Raw genomic sequence first — 21,843 nt, 5'->3', positions numbered from 1 at the left:
CTCTCAGGCTTACTCCGGCGGCCTCACCACCAGAATCGGCAAGTGACTATGCGTCAGCACCTTCTGCGTTTCGCTGCCGAGCAATAGCCCGCGAATGCCGCCATGTCCGTGCGACGCCATCACGATGAGGTCGCAGTGGCGCGCCTTCGCGGTATCGAGGATCGCTTCGTAGGGATGCGCGCCGGTAGGCGCTTCGGTATCGCATTCCACGCCGGCCGCAGTCGCGATGCTTCGCATGTTCTCGAGATATTGTTCGGCGCGCGCCCTGTCGACGGATTGAAGATCAGCCTGATCCGAGCCCACCATTTCGGCGCTGTAAACGGTCATATGAAACGGCCGCACCATATAAAGACCCGTGATGCGCGCGTTGTTTTCCTTGGCGAGCGCGACCGCCATGCGCAATGCCGCTTCTGACAGCGCGGAGCCGTCTGTGGGTACCAGCAGATGCTTGAACATGATGACGTCCTCCGGTTCTCTGGGGACAATGAAGTGACAAGATCAAGTATAGGCGAGCGTGTCGACGGTCGTAGGCGAATCGACAGCCAGAACCCTAACGCGCCATCGCCGCAGCCTCCTCATGCAAACGCACCGCCATCACAGGCGCTTCGGGGCCCACATGCGAGAGCTTCATCAACCGCGGCTGCAACAGCAGCGCCACAAGCCCGCTCCAGCCCGTCTGATGCGATGCGCCAACGCCGCGTCCATTGTCGCCATGAAAATACTCGTGAAAAAGGATGAGATCGCGCGAACGCGGATCGGCCTGCAACTGCGGATACGCGGCCATCACAGGACGTTTGCCGTCCGCATCTTTCAAGAATAGCGTCGTGATGCGCCGCGAAAGATCGTCGGCGATTTCGCTCAGCGAGTGCGTTTCTCCCGATCCCGTCGGATGCTCGACGCGAAACTCATCGCCGTAGTAGCGATGAAACTCGTACAGCGATTCGATCAGCAGGTAATTGACCGGCATCCAGATCGGCCCGCGCCAGTTCGAATTGCCGCCGAACACTCGCGTGTCCGATTCCGCAGGCAAGTATCGGATGCAGACGTGCACGCCATCGTGATCGAAGACATAGGGCGCTTCACAATGCACGCGCGACAACGCCCGAATTCCATAGTCGGAAAGGAACTCACTCTGATCGAGCGTGCGGCGCAGAAGCGCTTTCATGCGATGTCCGCGCAATAGCGAAAGCAATGTCGTATTGCCCTTGCCAGGCTCCGTCCAGCGCGACACGAGTTTCGCGAGATTCGGCCGATGATCCAGAAACCACACGAGCCGTTCGCGCAGTCCCGGCAGATCGCCGTACACGCGCTCTTCGAGCACATGCACGGCGAAGAGCGGAATCAGTCCGACGATCGAACGAATCCGCATCGGCACGCGCGCACCGTCCGGAAGATGCAGCACGTCATAGAAGAATTCGTCCTTGCTGTCCCATAGCCCGGTGTTGCAGCCTTCGCCGCAACTGACCGCTTCCGCGATATACAGAAAGTGCTCGAAGAACTTCACCGCGATCTCGACATACGACTCGTTCGTCATCGCGAGTTCGAGGCCGATCTGCATCAGATCGAGCGCATACGAAGCCATCCATGCGGTGCCATCGGCCTGGTCGATCCGGCCGCCCGTCGGCAGCGGTTGCGACCGATCGAAGATGCCGATGTTATCGAGCCCGAGAAAGCCGCCCTGAAAGATGTTGCGGTCGTCGGCGTCCTTGCGGTTCACCCACCACGCGAAGTTGAGCAGCAGCTTGTGGAACATCACTTCGAGAAACGCGTGATCGCCGATGCCCGTCATCTCGCGATCGAGTTCGAATACGCGCCATGTCGCCCATGCGTGCACGGGCGGATTCGCATCGCCGAACGCCCATTCATACGCGGGCAATTGTCCGTTCGGATGCATGTAGCGCTCTTTCACGAGCAGCGACAACTGCTTCTTCGCGAAGTCGGGATCGATGGTCGCGAAAGCAACCGCATGAAACGCCAGATCCCACGACGCGTACCACGGGTACTCCCATTTGTCCGGCATCGATACGATGTCGCCGTTGCACATGTGCCGCCAGTCCGCGTTGCGGCCGCGTCTGCGTCCTTTCGGCGGCGTGGGCTGGCCCGGATCGCCGTCGTGCCAGCGCGTGACGTCGAACTGGTAGTACTGCTTCGACCACAGCATCCCGGCGAGCGCCTGGCGCTGCACGAGGCGCGCATCGGCATCGTCGATATCGTGTTGCAGCGTCGCATAGAACTCGTCGGCTTCCGCTTCGCGGCGCGCGAAAAGCTGCTGCATGTCGAGCGGCGGCGCATTCGATACCGACGCGGGTCTCCAGCGCAGATACATCACGGCAGTTTCATGCGGACCGAGTTGCAGGCACGCGTGCGCGGCGCAGCGTGTGCCGCGATCGCGCCGGATGGCTTTATCGTCGCCTTCGACGAGATAGTCGTTGAAGCCGTCCTTGAACGGTCCCGCACCCTCGATACCGAAGATGCGACGAACGTTCGTTTCGTTTTCGCAGAAGATCCATTCGATGGGAACATCCGCCGAGGCCGTGACGATCGTCGTGCCCTGCGAGGGATTGTGCGCGACCACGCGCGTGCCTTCGCGCGCGTCCTGTTCCAGTGTCAGCGACGGCCTGCCCCATTTGCTCGACCACGACCAGCGGTTGCGCGCCCAGAACTGCGGCAGAACGTGAAGCGTGGCGGCCTCGTCCGCGCGATTTTCGACCGTCACGCGCATCACGATGTCATCCGGCCCGTGCTTCGCATATTCGATGCAGACGTCGAAGTATCGATCGTTATCGAACACGCCGGTGTCGAGGATTTCGTATTCGGGAAGCTCGGGCCCGCGCCGCCGGTTCTCGTCGATCAGATGCTGATACGGATACGCGGCGTGCGGATACTTGTACAGCATCTTCATGTACGAATGCGTCGGCGTGCCGTCGAGATAGAAGTACAGCTCCTTCACATCCTCGCCGTGATTGCCTTGCTCGTTGGTCAGGCCGAAGAGCCGTTCCTTGATGATCGGATCGCGCCCGTTCCACAACGCGGGCGACACGCACCAGTCGAGCGGATCGTTGCCGAATCCCGCGATGCCGTCCTCGCCCCAGCGATACATGCGGCTGCGCGCATGGTCGTGCGGAAAGTAATCCCATGCGGTGCCGTATTCGCTGTAATCCTCGCGCACGGTGCCCCATTGACGCTCGCTCAGATACGGTCCCCAGCGGCGCCAGTGATCGAGTTCGGGGCCGTGCAGGCGCGAACCTTCCTTCGTTTGCAGCAGATGGATTGCGCGTAGCGGTGGCATGCGACCTCCGATCCGGATGACGATCCAAACCCGCGATGCGTTCGATGCGCGGTTCTCCGATGATAGGCGAAGTGAAAAAAAAGCGCGGCGATTGCCGCGCTGCAAGATGTATCGTGCTGCGATCAGCGCGTGCCCGCGCTTCTCAGCGAAATGCCTTCGGGATGCGGATTCGCGTCGTTCATGTCCTCGGGCAGAAGATTGCCGTCCGCGAGGCGCTCATCGGCTTGCGCGGTCTCCGGAAAACGCTCGGGATAGAGATGACGCTCGCTGATCGCCGCATCGAAGGTGCGCGACCACTTCGCGATGACCACCGTCGCGAGACTGTTGCCAATCGTGTTGCACGTCGCGATGGCCATCGACATGAAGCGGTACACGCCGAAGATCAGCGCGAGTCCTTCGACGGGAAGGATGCCCGTCGACGTGACGGTCGCCGCGAACACAACGAACGATCCGCCCGAGACCGTGGCCGCGCCTTTCGACGTGAGCAGCATCAGCAGCAGAATGCCGATCTGATGCTCGATCGTGATCGGCACGCCATATGCATGCGCGATGAACATCACGCCCATCGACATGAAGATCGACGTGCCGTCGAGATTGAACGCGTAACCGGTCGGCAGCACGAGCCCGACGGTCTGCTTCGCGCAGCCGAGCCGTTCGAGCTTGATCAGGAGGCGCGGCAGCGCGCTTTCCGACGACGCCGTGCCGAGCACGATAAAGATCTCGTCCTTGATATAGCGCAGGAAGCGCCACAGACTGAAGCCCGCGAGCTTCGCGATCACGCCCATCACCACGACGATGAACAGCACGACCACCGCATAGAAGCTCAGCACGAGTTGCGCGAGTGCGATCAGCACCGCCGTGCCGTTGCTGCCCACCGAATACGCGACCGCGCCGAACGTGCCCAGCGGCGCAAGTTTCATCACAAGGTTGATGAACGAGAACAGCACTTCGGAGATGAGATCGAGCCCTTCGTTGATGCGCACGCGGCGGCGCTCGGGAATCGCGAGAATGCCGATACCGACCATCACCGCGAGCACGACCACTTGCAGCAATTCGCCCTTCGCGAACGCGCCGATGAAGTTGTCCGGCACCACGTGCATGACGAACTCGGTAAAGCCTTGCGGCGCGGCTTTGGCGGCCGTCGCGGGAACGGCGCCGACCGTGACCGATGTCATCGCCTTGCCCGTTTGCAGCAGATTGCCCGCGAGCAGGCCGAACGCGAGCGCAAGCGTCGACACGACTTCGAAGTAGACGATCGAGCGCCAGCCGACGCGCCCCGCGCTCTTCACGTCTCCCGCCGACGCGATGCCGTGCACGATCGTGAGAAACACGAGCGGCGCGACACCGGCCTTGATGAGCGCGAGAAAGATATCGCCGAGCACTTTCAGTTGCGCGCCGAACTTCGGAAAAACGAGACCGACCGCAATGCCGATCACGAGCGACAAAAGCACCTGCATGCCGAGCTTGCGATACCACGGCAGCTTCTTCGGCGGTGCGACGGTCGCGTCGTCGTGTGATGCGTGTTCGTTTTGCATCGCATGCTCCTCCATGATGTTCTGTAATCAGATTTCGCTCGACAACGCGATAGCCCGGTCGACCATCTGCGGCGCGACGCCGAGATAGTTCGCGGGGTCGGTCATGCGGTCGATCGCGGCGCGGTCGAAGTGTTTCGTCACTTCGGGCAATGCGGCGAGTGCTTCGGCGAGCGTGCCGCCGTGTTCGTTCACGGTGCGGCACGCGTCGTACACGATGTCATGTGCCTGCTGACGCCCGGTGTAAGGCGCCATGCCCATCATCACCGCTTCCGCGACGATCAGGCCGCGGCTGATGCCGAGGTTGTGCTTCATGCGCGCTTCGTCGACGATCAGTCCGCCGAGCGCGAACTTCGCCTGATGCAGCGCGCCCGACGTGAGGATGAAGCTCTCCGGAATCGCGATCCATTCGGCATGCCACGGGCCGGTGGCGCGCTCGAAGTCCTGGATCATCGCATCGACCATCAGGCCCGCGTGCTGGCGCACCGCCTTGGCCGCCGCCAGCATGAGTTCGCTCGAAATCGGATTGCGTTTCTGCGGCATCGTGCTGCTCGCGCCGCGACCCTTCACGAACGGCTCGTACACTTCCGCGAATTCGGTGGACGCCATGATCATGATGTCGATGGCGATCTTGCCGAGCGAACCCGTGACGAGCGCGAGCAGGTTGACCGCTTCGGCGAAGCCATCGCGCGCGACGTGCCATGTCGTCGCCGGCACGCCGAGCTTCAGTTCTTCGGCGAGCGCCTTCTGCACCGCGAAGCCCGTCTCGCCGAGCGATGCCAGCGTGCCCGCCGCGCCCGCGAATTCGACGACGGCCACGCGTTCGCGCATCTGCGCGATACGTTCCTGATGACGATCGAACATCGCGAGCCAGATCGCGACCTTGTAGCCGAAGGTCACAGGCAGCGCCTGCTGCAAGTGCGTGCGGCCGGCCATCGGCGTATCGCGATGCTTCTTCGCGAGGTTCGCGAGAATCGCGCGCAATTCGCGGATATCGCCGTCGATCGAAGCGAGCGCATCGCGCACTTGCAGCGCGACGGCCGTATCCATGATGTCCTGAGTCGTCGCGCCCCAGTGAACATAGCGTCCGGCGTCACCGCACATCTTCACCATCTGATGCACGAGCGGCAGGATCGGATAGCCGACGATATCCGTTTCCTCGCGCATGTGATCGAAGTCGATGCGCTCGATCTTCGATTCGCGCGCGATCACCTCGGCGGCCTCGGCGGGAATGACGCCGGCGCGCGCCTCGGCCTTCGCGAGCGCCACTTCGACATCGATGTAACGCTGCACCAGCGCGTAATCGGAAAAGATCGCACGCATTTTCGCGGTGCCGAACGCATCGCGGAACAGCACGGAATCGAACACGGTGCTGGCCAGGGGGGAAACGGAACTCGTCATGAAGACCTCTCGGGAATGCGGAAAGCCGGTGAAGAAGGACGCGCAATATGTCCGGACATATGCAGATTAATATGTTCGAACATATCGGGCAAGCTATGATTTACCCTGACCACCGAAAATCACCAACATCGCAGCAATGAACAGACCGCATTTCGCCGATATCGCACGCGAACTGACCGAGGGGATCGCGTCAGGACGCTTTCCTGTCGGCTCCTATCTGCCGACCGAACTGGAACTGCGCGACCAGTACCAGACGAGCCGGCACACCGTGCGCGCCGCGTTGCACGAGTTGCAGCAAATGGGGCTTGTGTCGCGGCGCAAGAACGCCGGCACGCGCGTCGAGTCGATGCAGCCGCGCAACGACTTTCGTCCGTCGCTCGCGTCCGTCGACGATCTCGTGCAGTTCGGCTCGGAGCATTTGCGCCTCGTGCAGTCGACGCAGCAGATCGAGGCGACGGCTAAGCTCGCGAAGACCTTGCGCTGCGCGCAGGGCGCGCTGTGGCTGCGCGTGTCGAGTCTGCGTATCGATGGCGACAAGGACAGCCCGCCTGTCGGCTGGACCGACGTGTATATCGATCCGGAATACGAGGACATCGCGCAAGCCGCGAAGGAGAATCCGGATACGCTCATCAGCTCGCTGATCGAGACGCGCTATGGCCGCAGCATCGACGAGATTCAGCAGGATGTGCGGGCGATTACGGTCAGCGCCGACATGGCGAAGCGCCTGCGCGTGGAGGCGGGCACGGCGGCGCTGGAAATCGTGCGCCGCTATCTCGATGCGACCGGCGCGACCTTCGAAGTGTCGGTCACCGTGCATCCGGCCGAGCGGTTTTCAGTGTCGATGCGGCTCAAGCGTTCGCAAAGCTGAGCGTACTATTGAAGCTATCGGGCGTGTTTCGGAAGGAGGACGCCATGCACATGGATAGCTTTCGGCGGACCTGCGCGATGGCGGGATTCGTCATGCTGGCGGGCGTGTCGGGCGCGGACGCACGATCGATCATGGTCGTAACCGGCACGTATGGTGCGAACTGCGGCGCCGCGAGCGGCAACGCCACGCGCGATCTGACGCGCCAGTGCGATGGCCGCGATACCTGCGCATATGTGCCGACGCGAACGCGTGGCGGCGATGCCGTTCGCGCTTGCAGAAAAGATCTGCGAGTCGACTGGCGCTGCACGGACAGCGAATTCCATACCGCGATGCTGAGTCCCGGAGCGGATGCAAACAGCACGCTCGTGCTGAGTTGTATCGAACAGAGCGGACCGGGGCGTTGAGCGGCATCGATGACACCGTGTCATCGATGCCATAACCGGCAAGCCATTTTTCTCGAAGCGTCCGAGCCCTAACATGCGATCCATCGAAGTCAAACGGATTGCATAAGGAGCCGGACCATGTACGTCATCACTGGAATCACTGGACAAGTCGGCGGCGCGCTCGCGAATGCGCTGCTGGAAGCGGGCAAGCCCGTGCGCGCCGTCGTGCGCGATGAGAAAAAAGGGGTGGCGTGGTCGGCGCGGGGATGCGATGTCGCGCTCGCGAACATGACCGATATCGGCTCGCTCGCGGATGCCTTCGAAGGCGCCGAAGCCGTGTTCATTCTTCCGCCGCCGGAGTTCGATCCCGCACCGGATTTTCCGGAAGCGCGTGAAGTCATCGATGCGATCATCGCGGCGCTGGCGCGTGCGAAGCCGCGCAAGATCGTTTGCCTGTCGACGATTGGTGCTCAGGCCGCACAGACCAATTTGCTGACGCAGCGCACGCTGCTGGAAGATGCGCTTCGCCGGCAATCGATACCTGTCACGTTCCTGCGTCCTGGTTGGTTCATGGAGAACTGCGCATGGGATGTCGACGCCGCGCGTGGCGAAGGCGTCGTGCAGTCGTTTCTGCAGCCGCTCGATCGCGCGATTCCGATGGTTGCTACCGACGATATCGGCGGAGTTGCAGCAAGGCTGATGCAGGAAGACTGGACGGAGATGCGTGTCGTCGAACTAGAGGGCCCGGGACGTGTGAGTCCGAACGATATCGCTGCGGCATTCGCGGAGGTGCTTGGCAAGCCGGTACGAGTGGAGGCGGTTCCGCGCGAAACGTGGCAGGCGCTATTCGTGAGTCAGGGCATGAAGAACCCGATGCCGCGCATCCTGATGCTCGACGGCTTCAACGAAGGTTGGATCGATTTTGAAAGCCGTCGTGAAGAGACCGTCAAGGGGACGATTGCGCTCGTCGATGTGATTCGCAAGCTCGTTGCCAAGCCTCAGGCAATATCACTCACGTGAGGAATCATCGCCGCCTGCCCGCGATACACGCCATCGCGATCAAACAACTGCCACACAGTCGCGCGCTCGATCCAGAATCTCTCGCCCGTCTTCCTGACGCGAACGCCCCGATAACCATCGACATACCCATCACGCGTCACCTGTTCGAGAAACGCCTGACGTTCACTGCGTTCGGGCGCTTCCGCAGAGAGTCGCGAGGGCAACGCCGTCAATTCGTTCCACGTATAGCCGAACAGCCGTTGCGCGCGCAGATTGCCATAGACGAAAACAGGATCGGCCTGCGTGTCGTGCGCGAGAATGCCGAAGGGCGCGTCTTCATAGAGCCAGCGCGCGGCTTCGGCGGAACTCATGTCTCGATCGGGAACCAGCGACGTTCCCAGCAAACGTGTATAGCTTTCGTCGAGAAGCGTGAAGAAGTCGGAATCGGTGGGCTGCATCGTGCAATGAATCGAATGGACAGAAGCCGATAACCTTACTCGTTTGCTTCGGTTTGTGCACGCTCCAGGTCCGCATGGGCTTCATCGACCTTGTGTTGCCGCTCCGCGATCTTCTTCGCGCTCTTGCCTTCGCTTTTCGCTTTCTGAAGATCGTGCTGACGTTCGTCGAGTTTCTTTTGCGCCGCCGCGACCTTGCGCTGGGCCTCGCTCTTGAGCGACTCATCCGTGCAATTGGCATTCAGACGCGCGAGCGCCGTTTCCAGCCCGTCCACGCGATTCGCATTGCCATGCGCGCGCGCATACGCGATTTCCTGTTCGATCGAACTGCGCTTCGCATCGCATCCTTTCGATTGAGCCGCGCAATAGAGCGGACTTGCGAGCGAGACGAGCAGCAATGCCTTGAATGCGAGTTTCATGTGTGACCTCACGAAAAACGATGCACGACCGGGTGAGCCCATACTCTACCGTTTTCTGGCTATACGAGTACCGCTACACTGTCGTCTCACGGGCATCAGGATACTTTGGACATGAATCACGAAACACTGACCCCCGAGGCGCTTCATCGCATTGCACACAGCGCATTGCTCGCAGCGGGTTCAACCGAAGCAACCGCCGAAGCCACCGCGAAAGCGCTCGTCTATGCCGACACACACGGGCTCGCATCACACGGCGTCGCGCGCCTGCCGATGTATCTCGCGCAATTGCGCAACGGCCGCGTCGATCCGGCCGCGGTACCGCACATCGTGCGCGACAAGGGCGCGGCGTTTCTCGTCGATGCCGCCGATGGCCTCGCGTTCGCCGCGTGCGAGCTCGCGATCGCCACAGGCATCGAACGCGCGCGCACGTTCGGCACGGCGGCGGCGAGCATCACGCGCAGTCATCATTTCGGCGCGGGCGCGTATCACCTCGAAGCCGTGGGCGAAGCGGGGCTCGTCGGTCTCGCGTTCAGCAACGCGCCCGGCTCGATGCCCGCATGGGGCGGCTCGCGACCGCTGTTCGGCACGAATCCGATTGCCGCCGTATTCCCGCGCGTGAACGGCAAGCCGCTGATGATCGATCTGTCCTTGTCGCAAGTGGCGCGCGGCAAGATCATGGTCGCCGCGCGCGACGGCAAGCCGATTCCCGAAGGCTGGGCCACGACCGCCGACGGCGAGCCGACCACCGACGCGCATGCCGCGTTGAACGGCATGATGCTGCCCTTCGGCGGCGCGAAGGGCGCAATGCTGGCGTTGATGGTGGAACTGCTCGCGGCGGCGCTGGCAGGCGCGCAGTTCGGCGCGGAAGCGGGATCGTTCCTGACGGCCGAAGGCAAGCGCTCGCGCGTGGGCCATCTGTTCTGGATCATCGATCCGGGCGCGCTCGCGGGCAACGACGCGTATCTCGAACGCATCGAGACATTGATCGAACTGATGCTCGCCGATGAAGGCGTGCGCCTGCCGGGTTATCGGCGCCATGACGTGGCCGCGCAGTCGGCGCGCGAGGGCATCGAATTGCCCGCGTCGCTCGTCGAGCAACTGCGGGCTTGCGTGGATACGCTCAGGACTTGACGACCTTGCCCGCCTGAAGCACGACTTCGATGCGCTCGCCATTGCCCGACACTGCCTCGATATCCTTCAGCGGATTGCCATCGACGATCAGCACGTCCGCGGTTGCACCCGCCGCGATCGTGCCGAGCTTGCCCTTCATGCCGACGATGTCCGCCGCGATCGTCGTCGCGGAGCGCAGCGCTTCCAGATTGCCGAGCACGTCCGCGCGAATGCGGAATTCGCCCGACTGAAACTCGTGCATCTCGCCGAGGAGGTCCGAGCCGAAACCCATCGGCACGCCGGCGCGCGCGTAGATTTCGAGCGATTCGCGTCCGGCCCGCTGCACGGATGCGACCTTCGCCACCGACTCGGGCGGCAGGCCGTATTGCGCGCCGTGCTTCGCGAGGGCATCGTAGGTGACGAGCGTCGGCACCACGAACGCGCCGTGTTCGCGCATCAGGCTTGCGGCGGCTTCATCGACGAGATTGCCGTGCTCGATCGTGCGCACGCCGCAACGCACCGCGCGCGCGATCGCGCGGCCCGTGTACGCATGGGCCATCACGTAGGTGTTCGCGGCTTCGGCTTCCGCGACGATCGCGCGAATCTCGTCCTCCGAGTATTGCGTGTTGTTGATCGGATCAGTCGGCGAAGCGACGCCGCCCGACGCCATGATCTTGATCTGCGTCGCGCCCTTCTGGATTTCCTCGCGCACGGCGAGACGCACGGCATCCACGCCATCGACCACGCGCGCGATCGCACCGGCGCGAAAGCAGCATGAGCACGGTTCCAGCAGATCGTTGCGCGGACGGAAATCGCCGTGGCCGCCCGTCTGCGACAGCGCCTTGCCCGACGGGAAAATGCGCGGCCCCGGCACGAGGCCGGTTTCGACCGCCTGCATCAGCGCCCAGTCGGCGCCGCCCGCGTCGCGCACGCTCGTGAAGCCGCGCGAGAGCATCGCCGCGAGAATCGGCAGCGAGCGAATGGCCGCGAGAATGTTCGGCTGCGCCGCGTTCGCGCCGAGATTCGCGTTGGATGCGAGCACGTGAACGTGACAGTCGATGAAACCGGGCATCACGGTCTTGCCCTTCGCATCGATCACGCGCGCGTTCGGCATATCGACGGGACGGTCCGTCACTTCGACGATGCGCTCGCCCTCGATCACGACATGATGATGTTCGAGCAACTCGCCGCGCTCGAGATCGAGCACGTTGCCGCCCTGGATGACGATAGTGGTCATTGCAATTACCTCGTTGTTTGACTCAGACGCGCTGCGCGGCGTCCTTGATGAAGCGCGTGCCCGCGAAGCTGATCGCCGCGGCGATCATCACGTAGATCGCAGGCGCCATGTTGCTGCCGGTCTTCGCGATGAGCCAGGTGATGAGGAACGGCGCGAAGCCGCCGAAGATCGTCACGGCGAAGTTGTACGCGACGGACAGGCCGGTCGAAAGCACCTTGGTCGGGAACAGCTCGGCGAACGCGGCGAGAATCGGACCGGTGTAAGCCGCGATCAGCACGCCGAACACCGCCTGAAACACGAGCAGCGAGGCGAGGCCGGGCGCGGCGTTGATCCACGCGAACATCGGCCAGGCGAGCACGAGGATCGCGAGCGCGGCGCCGGAGAGGAAGGGGCGACGGCCGTAACGGTCGGCGAGCGTGCCGATCACCGGCGAGAAACACATGATCATGACGCCGCCCATCATGCCGGCGACGAGGCCCGTCGATTGCGGCAGATGCAGCGTGCGCACGGAGTACGTCGGCATATAGAAGAGCAGCACGTAGGTGCAGACGGTCCAGAGAATCACCATCGAAAAGCTCGCGAAGGTTTCGCGCGGGAAGTTCGACAGCACTTCGGCGAGCGGCGACTTCGCCTTTGCTTCGTCGCTGACGGCGGCGAACGCGGGCGTTTCCTCGATATGGCTGCGGATGTAATACCCGACCGGACCGACGATGATCCCGAGCAGGAACGGCACGCGCCAGCCCCAGCTATTGAGTGCGGCAGCGTCGAGCGACGAGGTCACGAATGCGCCGGTGGCCGCGCCGAGCAGCACGGCAAAGCCGATGCTCGATTGAATCCAGCTCGAATAGAACGCGCGCTTTTCGGGCGGTGCGTATTCGGTGAGAAAGGCCGTGGCGCCGCCCATTTCTCCGCCTGCGGAGAAGCCCTGTAACAGCCGCGCGACGACGATGACGAGCGGCGCGAAGAGGCCGGCCTGTTCAAACGTCGGCGCGATGCCGATGAGCGCGGTGCCGAACGCCATCAGCAGAATGGTGAGCGAAAGCGCGGCCTTGCGTCCGACCTTGTCGGCATAGACGCCGAGCACGATGCCGCCCACGGGCCGCATGAAGAAGCCGACACCGAAGGTCGCCACGGTGAGCAGCACCGAGGTCAGCTCGTTGCCGGTGGGAAAGAACAGCTTCGCGATGGTGACCGCGAAGAAGCTATAGACGGTGAAGTCGAACCATTCGAGCCCGTTGCCGAGCACCGTGGCGATGATGGCGCGCCGCCGCTGCGTCCCGAGAGCGGGCGCGTGCGGCGTGGCGGGTGACAGTGTTCCTTGCATCGGACGATCCTCCTCCAGAAATAAGTCTCCCTTGCATGACGACATGCTAAGTACGGGGAGATTTGTTTCTGAAACGAAAGATTCGCATGCATGCATGCGCTGGACGCATGCGAACGGATCATCCGGCCTGTTCGAAGAGCCAGCGCGTGAAGATCCGCGCGGCCTGATTCTGCGCACGGTCGCTCGGCGTGATGACATAGTAGCCGCCGCCATGACTCGCCGATTCGCGCGTCACGCGTACGAGCAGCCCTTCGTCGATGCATGGATCGATCATGTGTTTCCAGCCGAGCGCGACGCCCTGACCGAGTATCGCCATCTGCACCAGCTGCGGATAGTGATTGATCGTGATCGTGCGCGGCGACTTCGGCATATCCAGGCCGTTCTGCCGAAAGAGTTCGGACCATGACATCCACTGCCGCTGGCCGTCTTCGAGCACGAGCAGCGTTTCGTGCGCGAGATCCGCGAGCCTCAGCGAGCGGCCCGCGAGATACGCGGGCGCGCAAACCGGAAAGACTTCTTCGTCATACAGACGCCGCGCGCTGAAATGCGAGGCGAGTTCCTGACGAACGTAGTAGACGCCGACATCGAACTCGGCGGCCGTCATCGTCGCGAGGCCATCGCGCACGATGAGCCGAAGGTTCACGTTCGGATGCGCGGCGCGAAAGCGCGGCAATTGCGGCGTGAGCCACAGCACGGCAACGCCGGACGAGCACGCGATCGTCAGCGCCATGTCGCCGTGATGCTTCATCACATCGTGCGTGGCTTCGGCGCAATGCGCGAGAATCGTCTGCACCTGGCTCGCGTACTGCTCGCCCGCGAGCGTGAGCCGCAACGCGCGGTGCTCGCGCACGAACAGCGAGCGACCGAGAAATTCTTCGAGTTGCTGGATCTGGCGGCTGATCGCGCTTTGCGTGAGATGCAGTTCGGCGGCGGCCTTCGTGAAGCTCGCATGACGCACGGCGGCTTCGAAGGCGATGAGACATTGCAGCGGAGGAAGCGGGGCGATGCGCATGGTCGGTCGTCGAGGAGAATCGTGCAACGCGCCGACCATACGAGGAATGCGCAGAGTTTGCAAGGGTTCAGCGTGCGGAACCTTTGCGTCTACGCAAGACCGTTATCACACGGATTTCACTTCGCCGCCGTCCATTCGCAGCGTGCTGCCCGTCATCCACTTCGCGGCGGGCGAGACGAGAAACGCCATCAACTCGGCGATCTCTTCCGGCTTGCCGTAACGCGCGATGCCGGCTTCAGCGGGAAAGCGCGCGGTCGCTTCCTCGACGCTCATGTCATGCAGCGGCGCCCAATGTTCGAGATACGAGCGGCGTCGTCCCGTCATCACGGGACCGGGCAATACGCTATTCACTTGCACGCCGTCCGCGATGCCGCGATCGGAAAACGCCTTCGCCAATGCGACGATCGCCGCGTTGATCGTGCCGACCGCCGCATACGGCGCCTTGGGAAACAGCGCCGAATTGCCCGACATCAACACGACCGATCCCGATGTTTCCTTCAACGAAGGCCACGCCGCGACCGTCAGCCTCCGCGCGCCATGCAGCTTCAGCGCGAAGCCTGCGTCCCATTGTTCGTCGGTCATGTCGAACAGATCGATTTGCGGCACAGCGCCCGCGATATTGAGCAGCGCGTCGATGGGACCGAACGCGGCGAGCGCTCGATCGACGACTTCCTGCGCGGCTTCGGGCAGCGCCAGATCGATATCGATCGCGAGCGTGCTGGCGCCGGCTTGTTCCGCCATTCGCGCGGTTTCATCGAGATTCGCGCGATTGCGCGCGACGAGCACGAGCGAATCGAAATCGCTTGCGAGACGGATCGCGGTCGAACGTCCGATGCCCTGACTCGCACCCGTGACGATCGCTACTTTCTTGGACATATCCTTTCTCCCGTTTTCAGTGAACGACGACCATCTTTCCGTTTGCTTCATTCGCTTCCATCACGCGATGCGCTTCGCGAATGTCATCGAAGGAAAACACACGTGACGGCTTCGCGTCGAAGCGGCCCGCGGCGATGTCTGCCGCGATTGCTTGCAAAGGCACATCGGAGAGCGGGAAGCCCGGCGTACCGAACACAAAGCTGCCGAAGAAGGTCAGATGCACGCCGCTCGACATCTGCAAGAGCGGATTGAAGTCCGCGATGGGCGCGAGGCCGCCGAGCCAGCCCGCGAGACACGCGCGGCCACCGCGACGCAGCATCGCGAGTGAATCGAGAATCGTGCTGTTGCCGACGAGATCGAGCACGGCATCGATCTCTTTCACTTCAGCGATGCGCGCGCTCAGATCCGGTCCTTCGAGTTCGACACGCGATACGCCCAGCGCTTCGAGCTTCGCGATGCGCGCGCGATTACGCGTCGTCGCGATGACCTTCACGCCCGCGTTCACCGCGAGATTCACGGCCGCCTGACCGAACGACGACGTCGCGCCGCGAATCACGACCGTCTGGCCTTGCTCGATTTCAAGGTTGCGAAACAGGCACGTCCACGCTGTCGCATAGGTTTCGGGAATCGCGGCCAACTCGGCCCACGGCAAGTCCGATTCGATCAGCGCCACGTTCGAGACCGGCGCGCGCGTGAATTGCGCATAACTTCCGTTGATGGTGCGCCCGAGCCCGCCCATCAGCGCGGCCACTTTCGCACCGACGGCAAACTCGCCGCCCGGACACGACTTCACGATACCCACGCATTCGATGCCGCTGACCTTCGCGGCTTCGGCCCATTCACCGCGCCGCATGTGCATTTCGGCGTGGTTGATGCCGAACGCCTTGATCTCGATGACGACATGTCCTTCCAACGGTTCCGGCTCCGGAATCTCCGTATAGACGAGGCTGTCGAGTCCGCCGAACTTTTCGAGGACGATTGCACGCATGATGTTCTCCTTGATGGATCCGCGTTTCAGTGAGCGAGGAATTCGGTGATGGCTGCCGCGATCTGCGCCGCGTGCGTTTCGAGCGCGAAGTGGCCCGTGTCGAAGAAGCGCACGTCCGCATTCGGGATATCGCGCCTGAAGGCTTCTGCGCCCGGCGGCAGGAAGAACGGATCGTGCTTGCCCCACACTGCGAGCAACTTCGGCTGATGCTCGCGGAAATAAGCCTGGAACGCCGGATACAGCGCGACGTTGTTGCGATAGTCGTAGAACAGATCGAGTTGCACGTCATGCGCGCCCGGACGGTTCAGGTAGTAGTCGTCGAGCGCATAGCCATCGGGTGAAATCGCGGACACGTCGGGCACGCCGTGCGTGTATTGCCACTTCGTCGTGTCCTTCGTGAGGAACGCGCGCAATGCGTCGCGGTTCGCTTGCGTCGGCGCCTGCCAGTACGCGCGGATCGGATTCCAGCCGTCGCTCAGTCCTTCTTCGTAGGCATTGCCGTTTTGCGAAACGATCGCCGTGATGCGTTCGGGATGCTTCAGCGCAAGACGAAAACCAGTAGGCGCGCCGTAATCGAAGACATAGACCGCATAGCGATCGAAACCGATGACTTCGGTGAAGCGATCGATCACGTTCGCGATGTTCTCGAACGTGTATGGGAACGCGTCGCGGCTCGGCATATCGGAAAGGCCGAAACCGGGCAGGTCGGGCGCGACGATATGAAACCGTTCCGACAACAGCGGAATCAGGTCGCGGAACATGTGGCTGGAACTCGGAAATCCGTGCAACAGAAGCAGCTTCGGCGCGTCTGCCGGACCGGCCTCGCGATAGAACACGTTGAAGCCGTCGACGTCGATATGACGATGAGCGATAGAGGGCATGACTGTCTCTCCGTGTAACCGTTAAAAGTGTGTTGAGAAGGTTACAAATCGATCATGTAACTTGTCAAGTGGTTTTTTAGCGGTTACGATGAAGTCATCGAAGAAACACGGCTGAACTCAAAAATGGACTACCGCTCCATCCCGGCGATGTTCCTGGCCGATGCGCCCGGCCTCGACTTCCTGAATTCGATTGCGACGCCGGTCGATGAACCCGTCGACTGGATCGGCGACGGCGAAGGTTTGCTGTCATGGCTGGAACAGGCGCGGCTCGTGCCCGTCGAAGTGCTTGCGCACATGCGTTCGCACGTCGCGCCGGCTGAACTGGATGAAGTCGCGGCGAAGGCGCGCGGCTTGCGCGAATGGTTTCGCGCATTCGTGCAAAAGAGGAAGGGAAGGCCGCTATCGGCGAAGGATTTGAGCGAACTCGATGCGCTGAATCGCGTGTTGCAGCGCGATGAACAACACGGTGTGATCGTCGCCGATGCAAACGCGGCGAGCGGTTTCGCGTATGGCATGCAGCGTCGCTGGCCGACGGCCGAATCGCTGTTGATGCCGATCGTCGAAGCGCTCGCGAAACTCGTCTGCGAAGAGGACTTTACTTACGTAAAGGCGTGCGAAGGGCCGTCGTGCACGTTGCTGTTTGCGGATCACACGCGTGGGCACGCGCGCCGCTGGTGCAGCATGGCGATTTGCGGGAATCGCGCGAAGGTGGCCGCGCACCGGGCGCGGCTCAGAGAGGGGAAGGCGTAAACGACGCGCAAGTCGCGCTATTCCGCCCCGTCCACCCGCGACGCACACAGGCGCCACGAAGACACAGCCGGCTTTGCATCGGCGACTGCACGCCACCACCGTTCTCCGCGATGCGGCGCTTCGAGATTCAGCCGCTCGCCCATACGCGGCGTCGTAACCGCGACACCGCGCGCGAGCGCAAGCCCCGTCACGCGCTCGAACGGCTCCTGCCACGGATGCAGCGCCAGATCGAAGGTGCCGTTGTGAATCGGCACGAGCCAGCGGCCGCGCAAGTCGATGTGCGCCTGCACGGTTTCCTCGGGCTGCATGTGCACGTAGGGCCATTGCGCATCGTAGGCGCCGGTTTCGACCAGCGTGACGTCGAACGGTCCGAGGCGTTCGCCGATCGTTCTGAAGCCGTCGAAATAGCCGGTGTCGCCGCTGAAGAACACGCGCACGTCATCATCGATGATGACCCACGACGCCCACAGCGTGCTGTTGCCGTCGAGCAGACTGCGGCCGGAAAAATGCTGCGCGGGCGTCGCGGTGAACGAGAGGCCGTCGAGCTGCGCGCTTTGCCACCAGTCGAGCTGACGCACCTTCGATGCATCGATGCCCCATTCGATCAACCGGTCGCCGACGCCGAGCGGCGTCAGAAACATCTGCGTCGTCGCGGCGAGCGCGAGCACGGTGTCACGATCGAGATGATCGTAGTGATCGTGCGACAGGATCACGGCGCGCAACGGCGGCAGATCATCGAGTGCAATGGGCGGCGCGTGAAAACGCTTCGGCCCGATGCGTTTGAACGGCGACGCGCGCTCGCCGAAGACCGGGTCGGTCAGAAAGTATTCGCCGCGCAGCTTGAACAGCATCGTCGAATGGCCGAGGCGGTAAAGGCTGCGATCGGGCGCGGCGTCGAGTTGCGCGCGCGTGAGTGCGTCGACGCTAGGCGCCTGCGCCGGCACCGTGTTTCGCGGCTTCTTGAAAAGCATGTTCCACACGATGCGCAAAGTTTTGCCGATGCCCTCGACAGGACGCGGCTTCACGTTGCGAAAGCGTTCGCCGTCGTGTTGCGGCGACGCGCTCGACATCACGCGTGAGCGCTTGGCTGCGGCGATACCCAGGGCACGGCTGATGCGAGCGGCGAACGAAGTCATGGGGCGTCATCCCGGATCTGAAAGTAGACTGCACAGTGTAGTTTAATTTCGAGAAAAAAGTAAACCAGCCAGTGTAAAATCTGGGGATGGATTCAAACGACATCAACGACCTGCCCCAGCGCCTGACCGACCGCAAGCGCGCCGCGATCGTGAGCGCGGCTGTGGAGGAGTTCATCGCGGCCGGCTACGACGCGACCAGCATGGACCGCATCGCCGCGCGCGCGGGCGTATCGAAACGCACGGTCTACAACCATTTCGAGAGCAAGGAGGCGTTGTTCGCCGCGATCCTGCATCGTCTCTGGGACGCGAGTGAAACCGGCGATTCACCCGTCTATAGCGCCGATGAACCCTTGCGCGCGCAATTGCTCGCGCTGCTCACGCGCAAGCTGCGTTTGATGACCGACGAGGCTTTTCTGTCGCTCGCGCGCGTGGCGATCGCGGCGGGGATACATTCGCCGGAGCGCGCGCGGGACATGGTGGCGCGTATCGGCGAGCGTGAGGAAGACGTCACGGCGTGGATCAGAAAAGCCGCCGCCGATGGCCGTCTCGTGGTCGCGGACCCGGTCTTCGCCGGGCAGCAGTTGCATGGCATCGTGAAGGGTTTCGCGTTCTGGCCGCAGGTGACGATGGGCCAGCCGCCGCTTTCGAAGAATGAACAGAAGAAAGTGGCGGAAGCGGCCGCCGACATGTTCCTCGCGCGCTATGAGCGCGCCGCTTCGAAACCCGCTTCGAAACCCTTATAAAACCGCTTCCGCGACCAGTTGCAACGCGGGCGCGAGCTTCACGCACACTTCCGGGCGTTCCAGCGCATACGCCAGATTCTTCTGCGCGATCTGCACGTGCTCCGTGGCGAGCGCCTGCGCGCGCGTGCCTTCGCCGCGTTCCAGCGCATCCACCAGACTGTGGTGCTGTTGATGCGCCATGAAGAGCCATTGCCGTCCTTCTTCGATGGCCGATTGCATCGGCAACATCGCGCTCGCTGCGGCGAACGGAAGGCGATTGTTCATGTCGATGGCGCGCATCAGCGCCGCGTTGCCCGACCCTTCGACAATCAGCTTGTGGAAGCGATTGTTCATGTCGGTGTAGGCGGCGTAGTCGTCGAGATCGAGTTCGGATTTCGCGAGCAGCCGGTCGCCCGCGCGCAGGCATTCGGCTAGCGCATTCGATAGCTGGCGCGGCACGCCGTGCTCCGCGACCAGACGCGCCGCCATGCCTTCGAGATGACCGCGCACCGCAATGGCATCGCCGATTTCGGCGGCCGTGATGCGCCGCATCACATAGCCGCCCGCCGGCGATGGCTCGACCAGACCTTCCTGCTCCAGCGTCGTGAGCGCGAGCCGCACCGGTGTGCGCGATGCTTTCAGCCGTTCGGCGAGTGCGACTTCGCCCAGGCGCTCGCCGGGCGCGAATTCGCCTTTCAGGATCAGGTCGCGCAGATAGACCAATACGCGTTCTTGCTGGGATTCCATTGCTTTCTCTCCGGTCGCCGCTGTGGGTGATTCTAGGCGAAAGACGTGCTGCTGCGCGCGAGATTTGAGCAGCGGTAAGCGTTTATGTTTTTGAATGTATGCAACATGGCGAAATATAGGGAGATGCTGATTCTAAGGGTAAACCTGATTTATAAAGTAAAATGTATATAAATCAATAAGATATACGAATCAAGGATCTCCTTTTCCAGATAACAGCACGAGCATGCTGCATACATCATTTGTACATATGCGTTCTTTTGGCTAATCTCCGTCCCAAGAACACGGCGCGTTGCATGCAATCAACCGCCGTTTGAATTCAACGAACCGGAGACACCGCCATGATGAGTTCGCAGCAAAACGAAACGATCACCCGCGTCGGCAAGGGCACGCCCGCCGGCCAGTTGCTGCGCCGGTACTGGCAGCCCGTCGCGCTCGTCGATGAATTGCCCGCCGAGCGTCCCGTGAAAGCCGTGCGCCTGATGGGGCAGGATTTCGTCGTGTTCAGGGACGAACAAGGCCGCTACGGCATGCTGGATCGCGACTGCCCGCATCGCGGCGCGGATCTCGCGGCGGGGCGTCTCGAAGACGGCGGCCTGCGTTGCGCATTCCACGGCTGGCTCTTCGACGCCAGCGGACGGTGTCTCTCGACGCCGGGCGAGCCTGTCGGCAGCACGCTCTGCAATAAGGTGCGCCAGTCGGCGTATCCGATCGTCGAGAAGGCCGGGATTCTGTTCGGTTACATCGGCAAGGACGCGCCGCCCGCGTTTCCGAACTTCGATTGCTTCGCCGCGCCCGATGCGTACACGTTCGCGTTCAAAGGCCTGTTCGAATGCAACTGGTTGCAGGCGCTCGAAGTGGGCATCGATCCCGCGCACGCATCGTTTCTGCATCGCTTCTTCGAGGACGAAGACGTGAGCGAAAGCTACGGCAAGCAGTTTCGCGGCGCGTCGGCGGATTCGAACATGCCGATCACCAGGGTGTTGCGCGAATTCGAATCGCCCGAGATTCTGGTGAGCCCGGCGGACTATGGCCTGCGTCTCATCGCAAAGCGCCCGCTCGACGAAGCGCATACGCATGTGCGCGTGACCAACGTCGTGTTCCCGCAAGCGTTCGTCATTCCGATGAGCTCGGAGATGACGATCACGCAATGGCACGTGCCCGTCGACGACGAGAACTGCTACTGGTACGCGATCTTCACGAGTTTCGGCGCGCCGACCGACAAGGCGCAGATGCGCGAGCAACGGCTCGAACTGTATGAACTGCCCGATTACACCTCGCGCAAGAACAAACGCAACAACTACGGCTTCGATCCGCGCGAGCAGTTGAGCGAAACCTATACGGGCATGGGCTTCGACATCAACGTGCACGATCAATGGGCCGTCGAATCGCAGGGCGCGATCCAGGACCGCACGCGCGAGCATCTGGGCACGACCGACAAGGGAATCATCGCGTATCGACGCCTGCTCGTCGATGCAATCGAGAAGACGCAGGCGGGCGAGCCGACGCTGATGCTGATCGATGAACAACAGGCCGCGCATCTGACCGGTCCCGCCTCGATCGACGGCATCGGGCCCGCGGACCGCTGGGACGAATACTGGAAAGAGTCCGACGTGAAGCGCCGCGTGAATGCACCGTGGCCCGCGCCGAAAGCCTGAACGAACCGACCCGCAACCCGAATGGAGCGCGCGGCGCCGATGCTGCCGCGCGGAACACA

Annotated in this window: 21 protein-coding genes; 7 read left to right on the top strand and 14 right to left on the bottom strand. The window is 62.5% G+C overall.

The window, feature by feature from the left end; genetic code table 11:
• Positions 1-9: 9 nt before the first annotated feature.
• From AWB80_RS27835 to AWB80_RS27820, 4 genes are all read right to left on the bottom strand, one after another.
• Positions 10-456, bottom strand: a complete 447-nt coding sequence (locus AWB80_RS27835) for a universal stress protein (protein ID WP_061177890.1) — start codon at positions 454-456, stop codon at positions 10-12.
• Positions 457-550: 94 nt separating this feature from the next.
• Entirely contained in the window at positions 551-3,289 is a 2,739-nt protein-coding gene (locus AWB80_RS27830) for an MGH1-like glycoside hydrolase domain-containing protein (protein WP_061177889.1), read from the bottom strand.
• 122 nt (positions 3,290-3,411) lie between these two features.
• Positions 3,412-4,824, bottom strand: coding sequence for a cation:dicarboxylate symporter family transporter (locus AWB80_RS27825; RefSeq protein ID WP_061177915.1), 1,413 nt, complete (start codon positions 4,822-4,824; stop codon positions 3,412-3,414).
• 27 nt (positions 4,825-4,851) lie between these two features.
• The gene (locus tag AWB80_RS27820) at positions 4,852-6,222 is read right to left on the bottom strand and encodes a class-II fumarase/aspartase family protein (protein WP_061177888.1); all 1,371 of its coding nucleotides are present in this window, start codon (positions 6,220-6,222) and stop codon (positions 4,852-4,854) included.
• Between the two features lie 136 nt (positions 6,223-6,358).
• Here AWB80_RS27820 and AWB80_RS27815 point away from each other — a divergent pair, with 136 nt between their 5' ends.
• The 3 genes from AWB80_RS27815 (at position 6,359) to AWB80_RS27805 (ending at position 8,493) form a co-directional block, all read left to right on the top strand.
• Complete coding sequence (locus tag AWB80_RS27815; RefSeq protein ID WP_061177887.1) at positions 6,359-7,090, top strand: GntR family transcriptional regulator; 732 nt, start codon at positions 6,359-6,361, stop codon at positions 7,088-7,090.
• Positions 7,091-7,140: 50 nt separating this feature from the next.
• The gene (locus tag AWB80_RS27810) at positions 7,141-7,494 is read left to right on the top strand and encodes a hypothetical protein (protein ID WP_244206761.1); all 354 of its coding nucleotides are present in this window, start codon (positions 7,141-7,143) and stop codon (positions 7,492-7,494) included.
• 117 nt (positions 7,495-7,611) lie between these two features.
• Positions 7,612-8,493 (top strand): NmrA family NAD(P)-binding protein, encoded by an 882-nt coding sequence (locus AWB80_RS27805; RefSeq protein WP_061177886.1) that lies wholly within the window; start codon positions 7,612-7,614, stop codon positions 8,491-8,493.
• Here AWB80_RS27805 and AWB80_RS27800 read toward each other — a convergent pair.
• The gene (locus AWB80_RS27800; RefSeq protein WP_061177885.1) at positions 8,472-8,930 is read right to left on the bottom strand and encodes an MEKHLA domain-containing protein; all 459 of its coding nucleotides are present in this window, start codon (positions 8,928-8,930) and stop codon (positions 8,472-8,474) included. The two genes, AWB80_RS27805 and AWB80_RS27800, sit on opposite strands and share 22 nt — an antisense overlap.
• Before the next feature lie 35 nt (positions 8,931-8,965).
• The gene (locus AWB80_RS27795; protein ID WP_061177884.1) at positions 8,966-9,346 is read right to left on the bottom strand and encodes a DUF1090 domain-containing protein; all 381 of its coding nucleotides are present in this window, start codon (positions 9,344-9,346) and stop codon (positions 8,966-8,968) included.
• Between the two features lie 111 nt (positions 9,347-9,457).
• Between AWB80_RS27795 and AWB80_RS27790 the strand changes: the two genes are divergently transcribed.
• Complete coding sequence (locus tag AWB80_RS27790) at positions 9,458-10,477, top strand: Ldh family oxidoreductase (RefSeq protein ID WP_061177883.1); 1,020 nt, start codon at positions 9,458-9,460, stop codon at positions 10,475-10,477.
• On the opposite strand, the gene AWB80_RS27785 is transcribed toward AWB80_RS27790, so the two are convergent.
• The 6 genes from AWB80_RS27785 to AWB80_RS27760 form a co-directional block, all read right to left on the bottom strand.
• Positions 10,467-11,693: a metal-dependent hydrolase family protein gene (locus AWB80_RS27785; protein WP_061177882.1), complete on the bottom strand. Its 1,227-nt coding sequence runs from the start codon at positions 11,691-11,693 to the stop codon at positions 10,467-10,469. The genes AWB80_RS27790 and AWB80_RS27785 overlap by 11 nt on opposite strands.
• A gap of 22 nt (positions 11,694-11,715) precedes the next feature.
• Positions 11,716-13,017, bottom strand: a complete 1,302-nt coding sequence (locus AWB80_RS27780; RefSeq protein ID WP_061177913.1) for an MFS transporter — start codon at positions 13,015-13,017, stop codon at positions 11,716-11,718.
• Positions 13,018-13,135: 118 nt separating this feature from the next.
• A complete protein-coding gene (locus AWB80_RS27775; RefSeq protein ID WP_061177881.1) occupies positions 13,136-14,029 on the bottom strand; it encodes a LysR substrate-binding domain-containing protein in 894 nt (297 codons plus the stop codon).
• A gap of 105 nt (positions 14,030-14,134) precedes the next feature.
• Complete coding sequence (locus AWB80_RS27770) at positions 14,135-14,905, bottom strand: SDR family oxidoreductase (RefSeq protein ID WP_061177880.1); 771 nt, start codon at positions 14,903-14,905, stop codon at positions 14,135-14,137.
• A 16-nt stretch (positions 14,906-14,921) separates the two neighbouring features.
• On the bottom strand, positions 14,922-15,893 hold the full coding sequence (locus AWB80_RS27765) for a zinc-binding alcohol dehydrogenase family protein (protein WP_061177879.1): 972 nt from the start codon (positions 15,891-15,893) through the stop codon (positions 14,922-14,924).
• Positions 15,894-15,919: 26 nt separating this feature from the next.
• On the bottom strand, positions 15,920-16,774 hold the full coding sequence (locus AWB80_RS27760; protein ID WP_061177878.1) for an alpha/beta fold hydrolase: 855 nt from the start codon (positions 16,772-16,774) through the stop codon (positions 15,920-15,922).
• Positions 16,775-16,897: 123 nt separating this feature from the next.
• Here AWB80_RS27760 and AWB80_RS27755 point away from each other — a divergent pair, with 123 nt between their 5' ends.
• A complete protein-coding gene (locus AWB80_RS27755; RefSeq protein WP_061177877.1) occupies positions 16,898-17,524 on the top strand; it encodes a CGNR zinc finger domain-containing protein in 627 nt (208 codons plus the stop codon).
• A 17-nt stretch (positions 17,525-17,541) separates the two neighbouring features.
• On the opposite strand, the gene AWB80_RS27750 is transcribed toward AWB80_RS27755, so the two are convergent.
• On the bottom strand, positions 17,542-18,660 hold the full coding sequence (locus AWB80_RS27750; RefSeq protein WP_061177876.1) for an MBL fold metallo-hydrolase: 1,119 nt from the start codon (positions 18,658-18,660) through the stop codon (positions 17,542-17,544).
• 86 nt (positions 18,661-18,746) lie between these two features.
• Here AWB80_RS27750 and AWB80_RS27745 point away from each other — a divergent pair, with 86 nt between their 5' ends.
• On the top strand, positions 18,747-19,403 hold the full coding sequence (locus tag AWB80_RS27745) for a TetR/AcrR family transcriptional regulator (RefSeq protein ID WP_061177875.1): 657 nt from the start codon (positions 18,747-18,749) through the stop codon (positions 19,401-19,403).
• Here AWB80_RS27745 and AWB80_RS27740 read toward each other — a convergent pair.
• A complete protein-coding gene (locus AWB80_RS27740) occupies positions 19,398-20,129 on the bottom strand; it encodes a GntR family transcriptional regulator (protein WP_061177874.1) in 732 nt (243 codons plus the stop codon). The two genes, AWB80_RS27745 and AWB80_RS27740, sit on opposite strands and share 6 nt — an antisense overlap.
• 338 nt (positions 20,130-20,467) lie before the next feature.
• On the opposite strand from AWB80_RS27740, the gene AWB80_RS27735 reads away from it, so the two are divergent.
• Positions 20,468-21,784: an aromatic ring-hydroxylating dioxygenase subunit alpha gene (locus AWB80_RS27735; protein WP_061177873.1), complete on the top strand. Its 1,317-nt coding sequence runs from the start codon at positions 20,468-20,470 to the stop codon at positions 21,782-21,784.
• Positions 21,785-21,843: the final 59 nt, after the last annotated feature.

The organism is Caballeronia pedi (assembly GCF_001544915.2).
Lineage (GTDB): Bacteria > Pseudomonadota > Gammaproteobacteria > Burkholderiales > Burkholderiaceae > Caballeronia > Caballeronia pedi.
The sequence above is the reverse complement of the archived record's forward strand: the minus strand, read 5'-3'. Positions and strand labels throughout refer to the sequence as shown.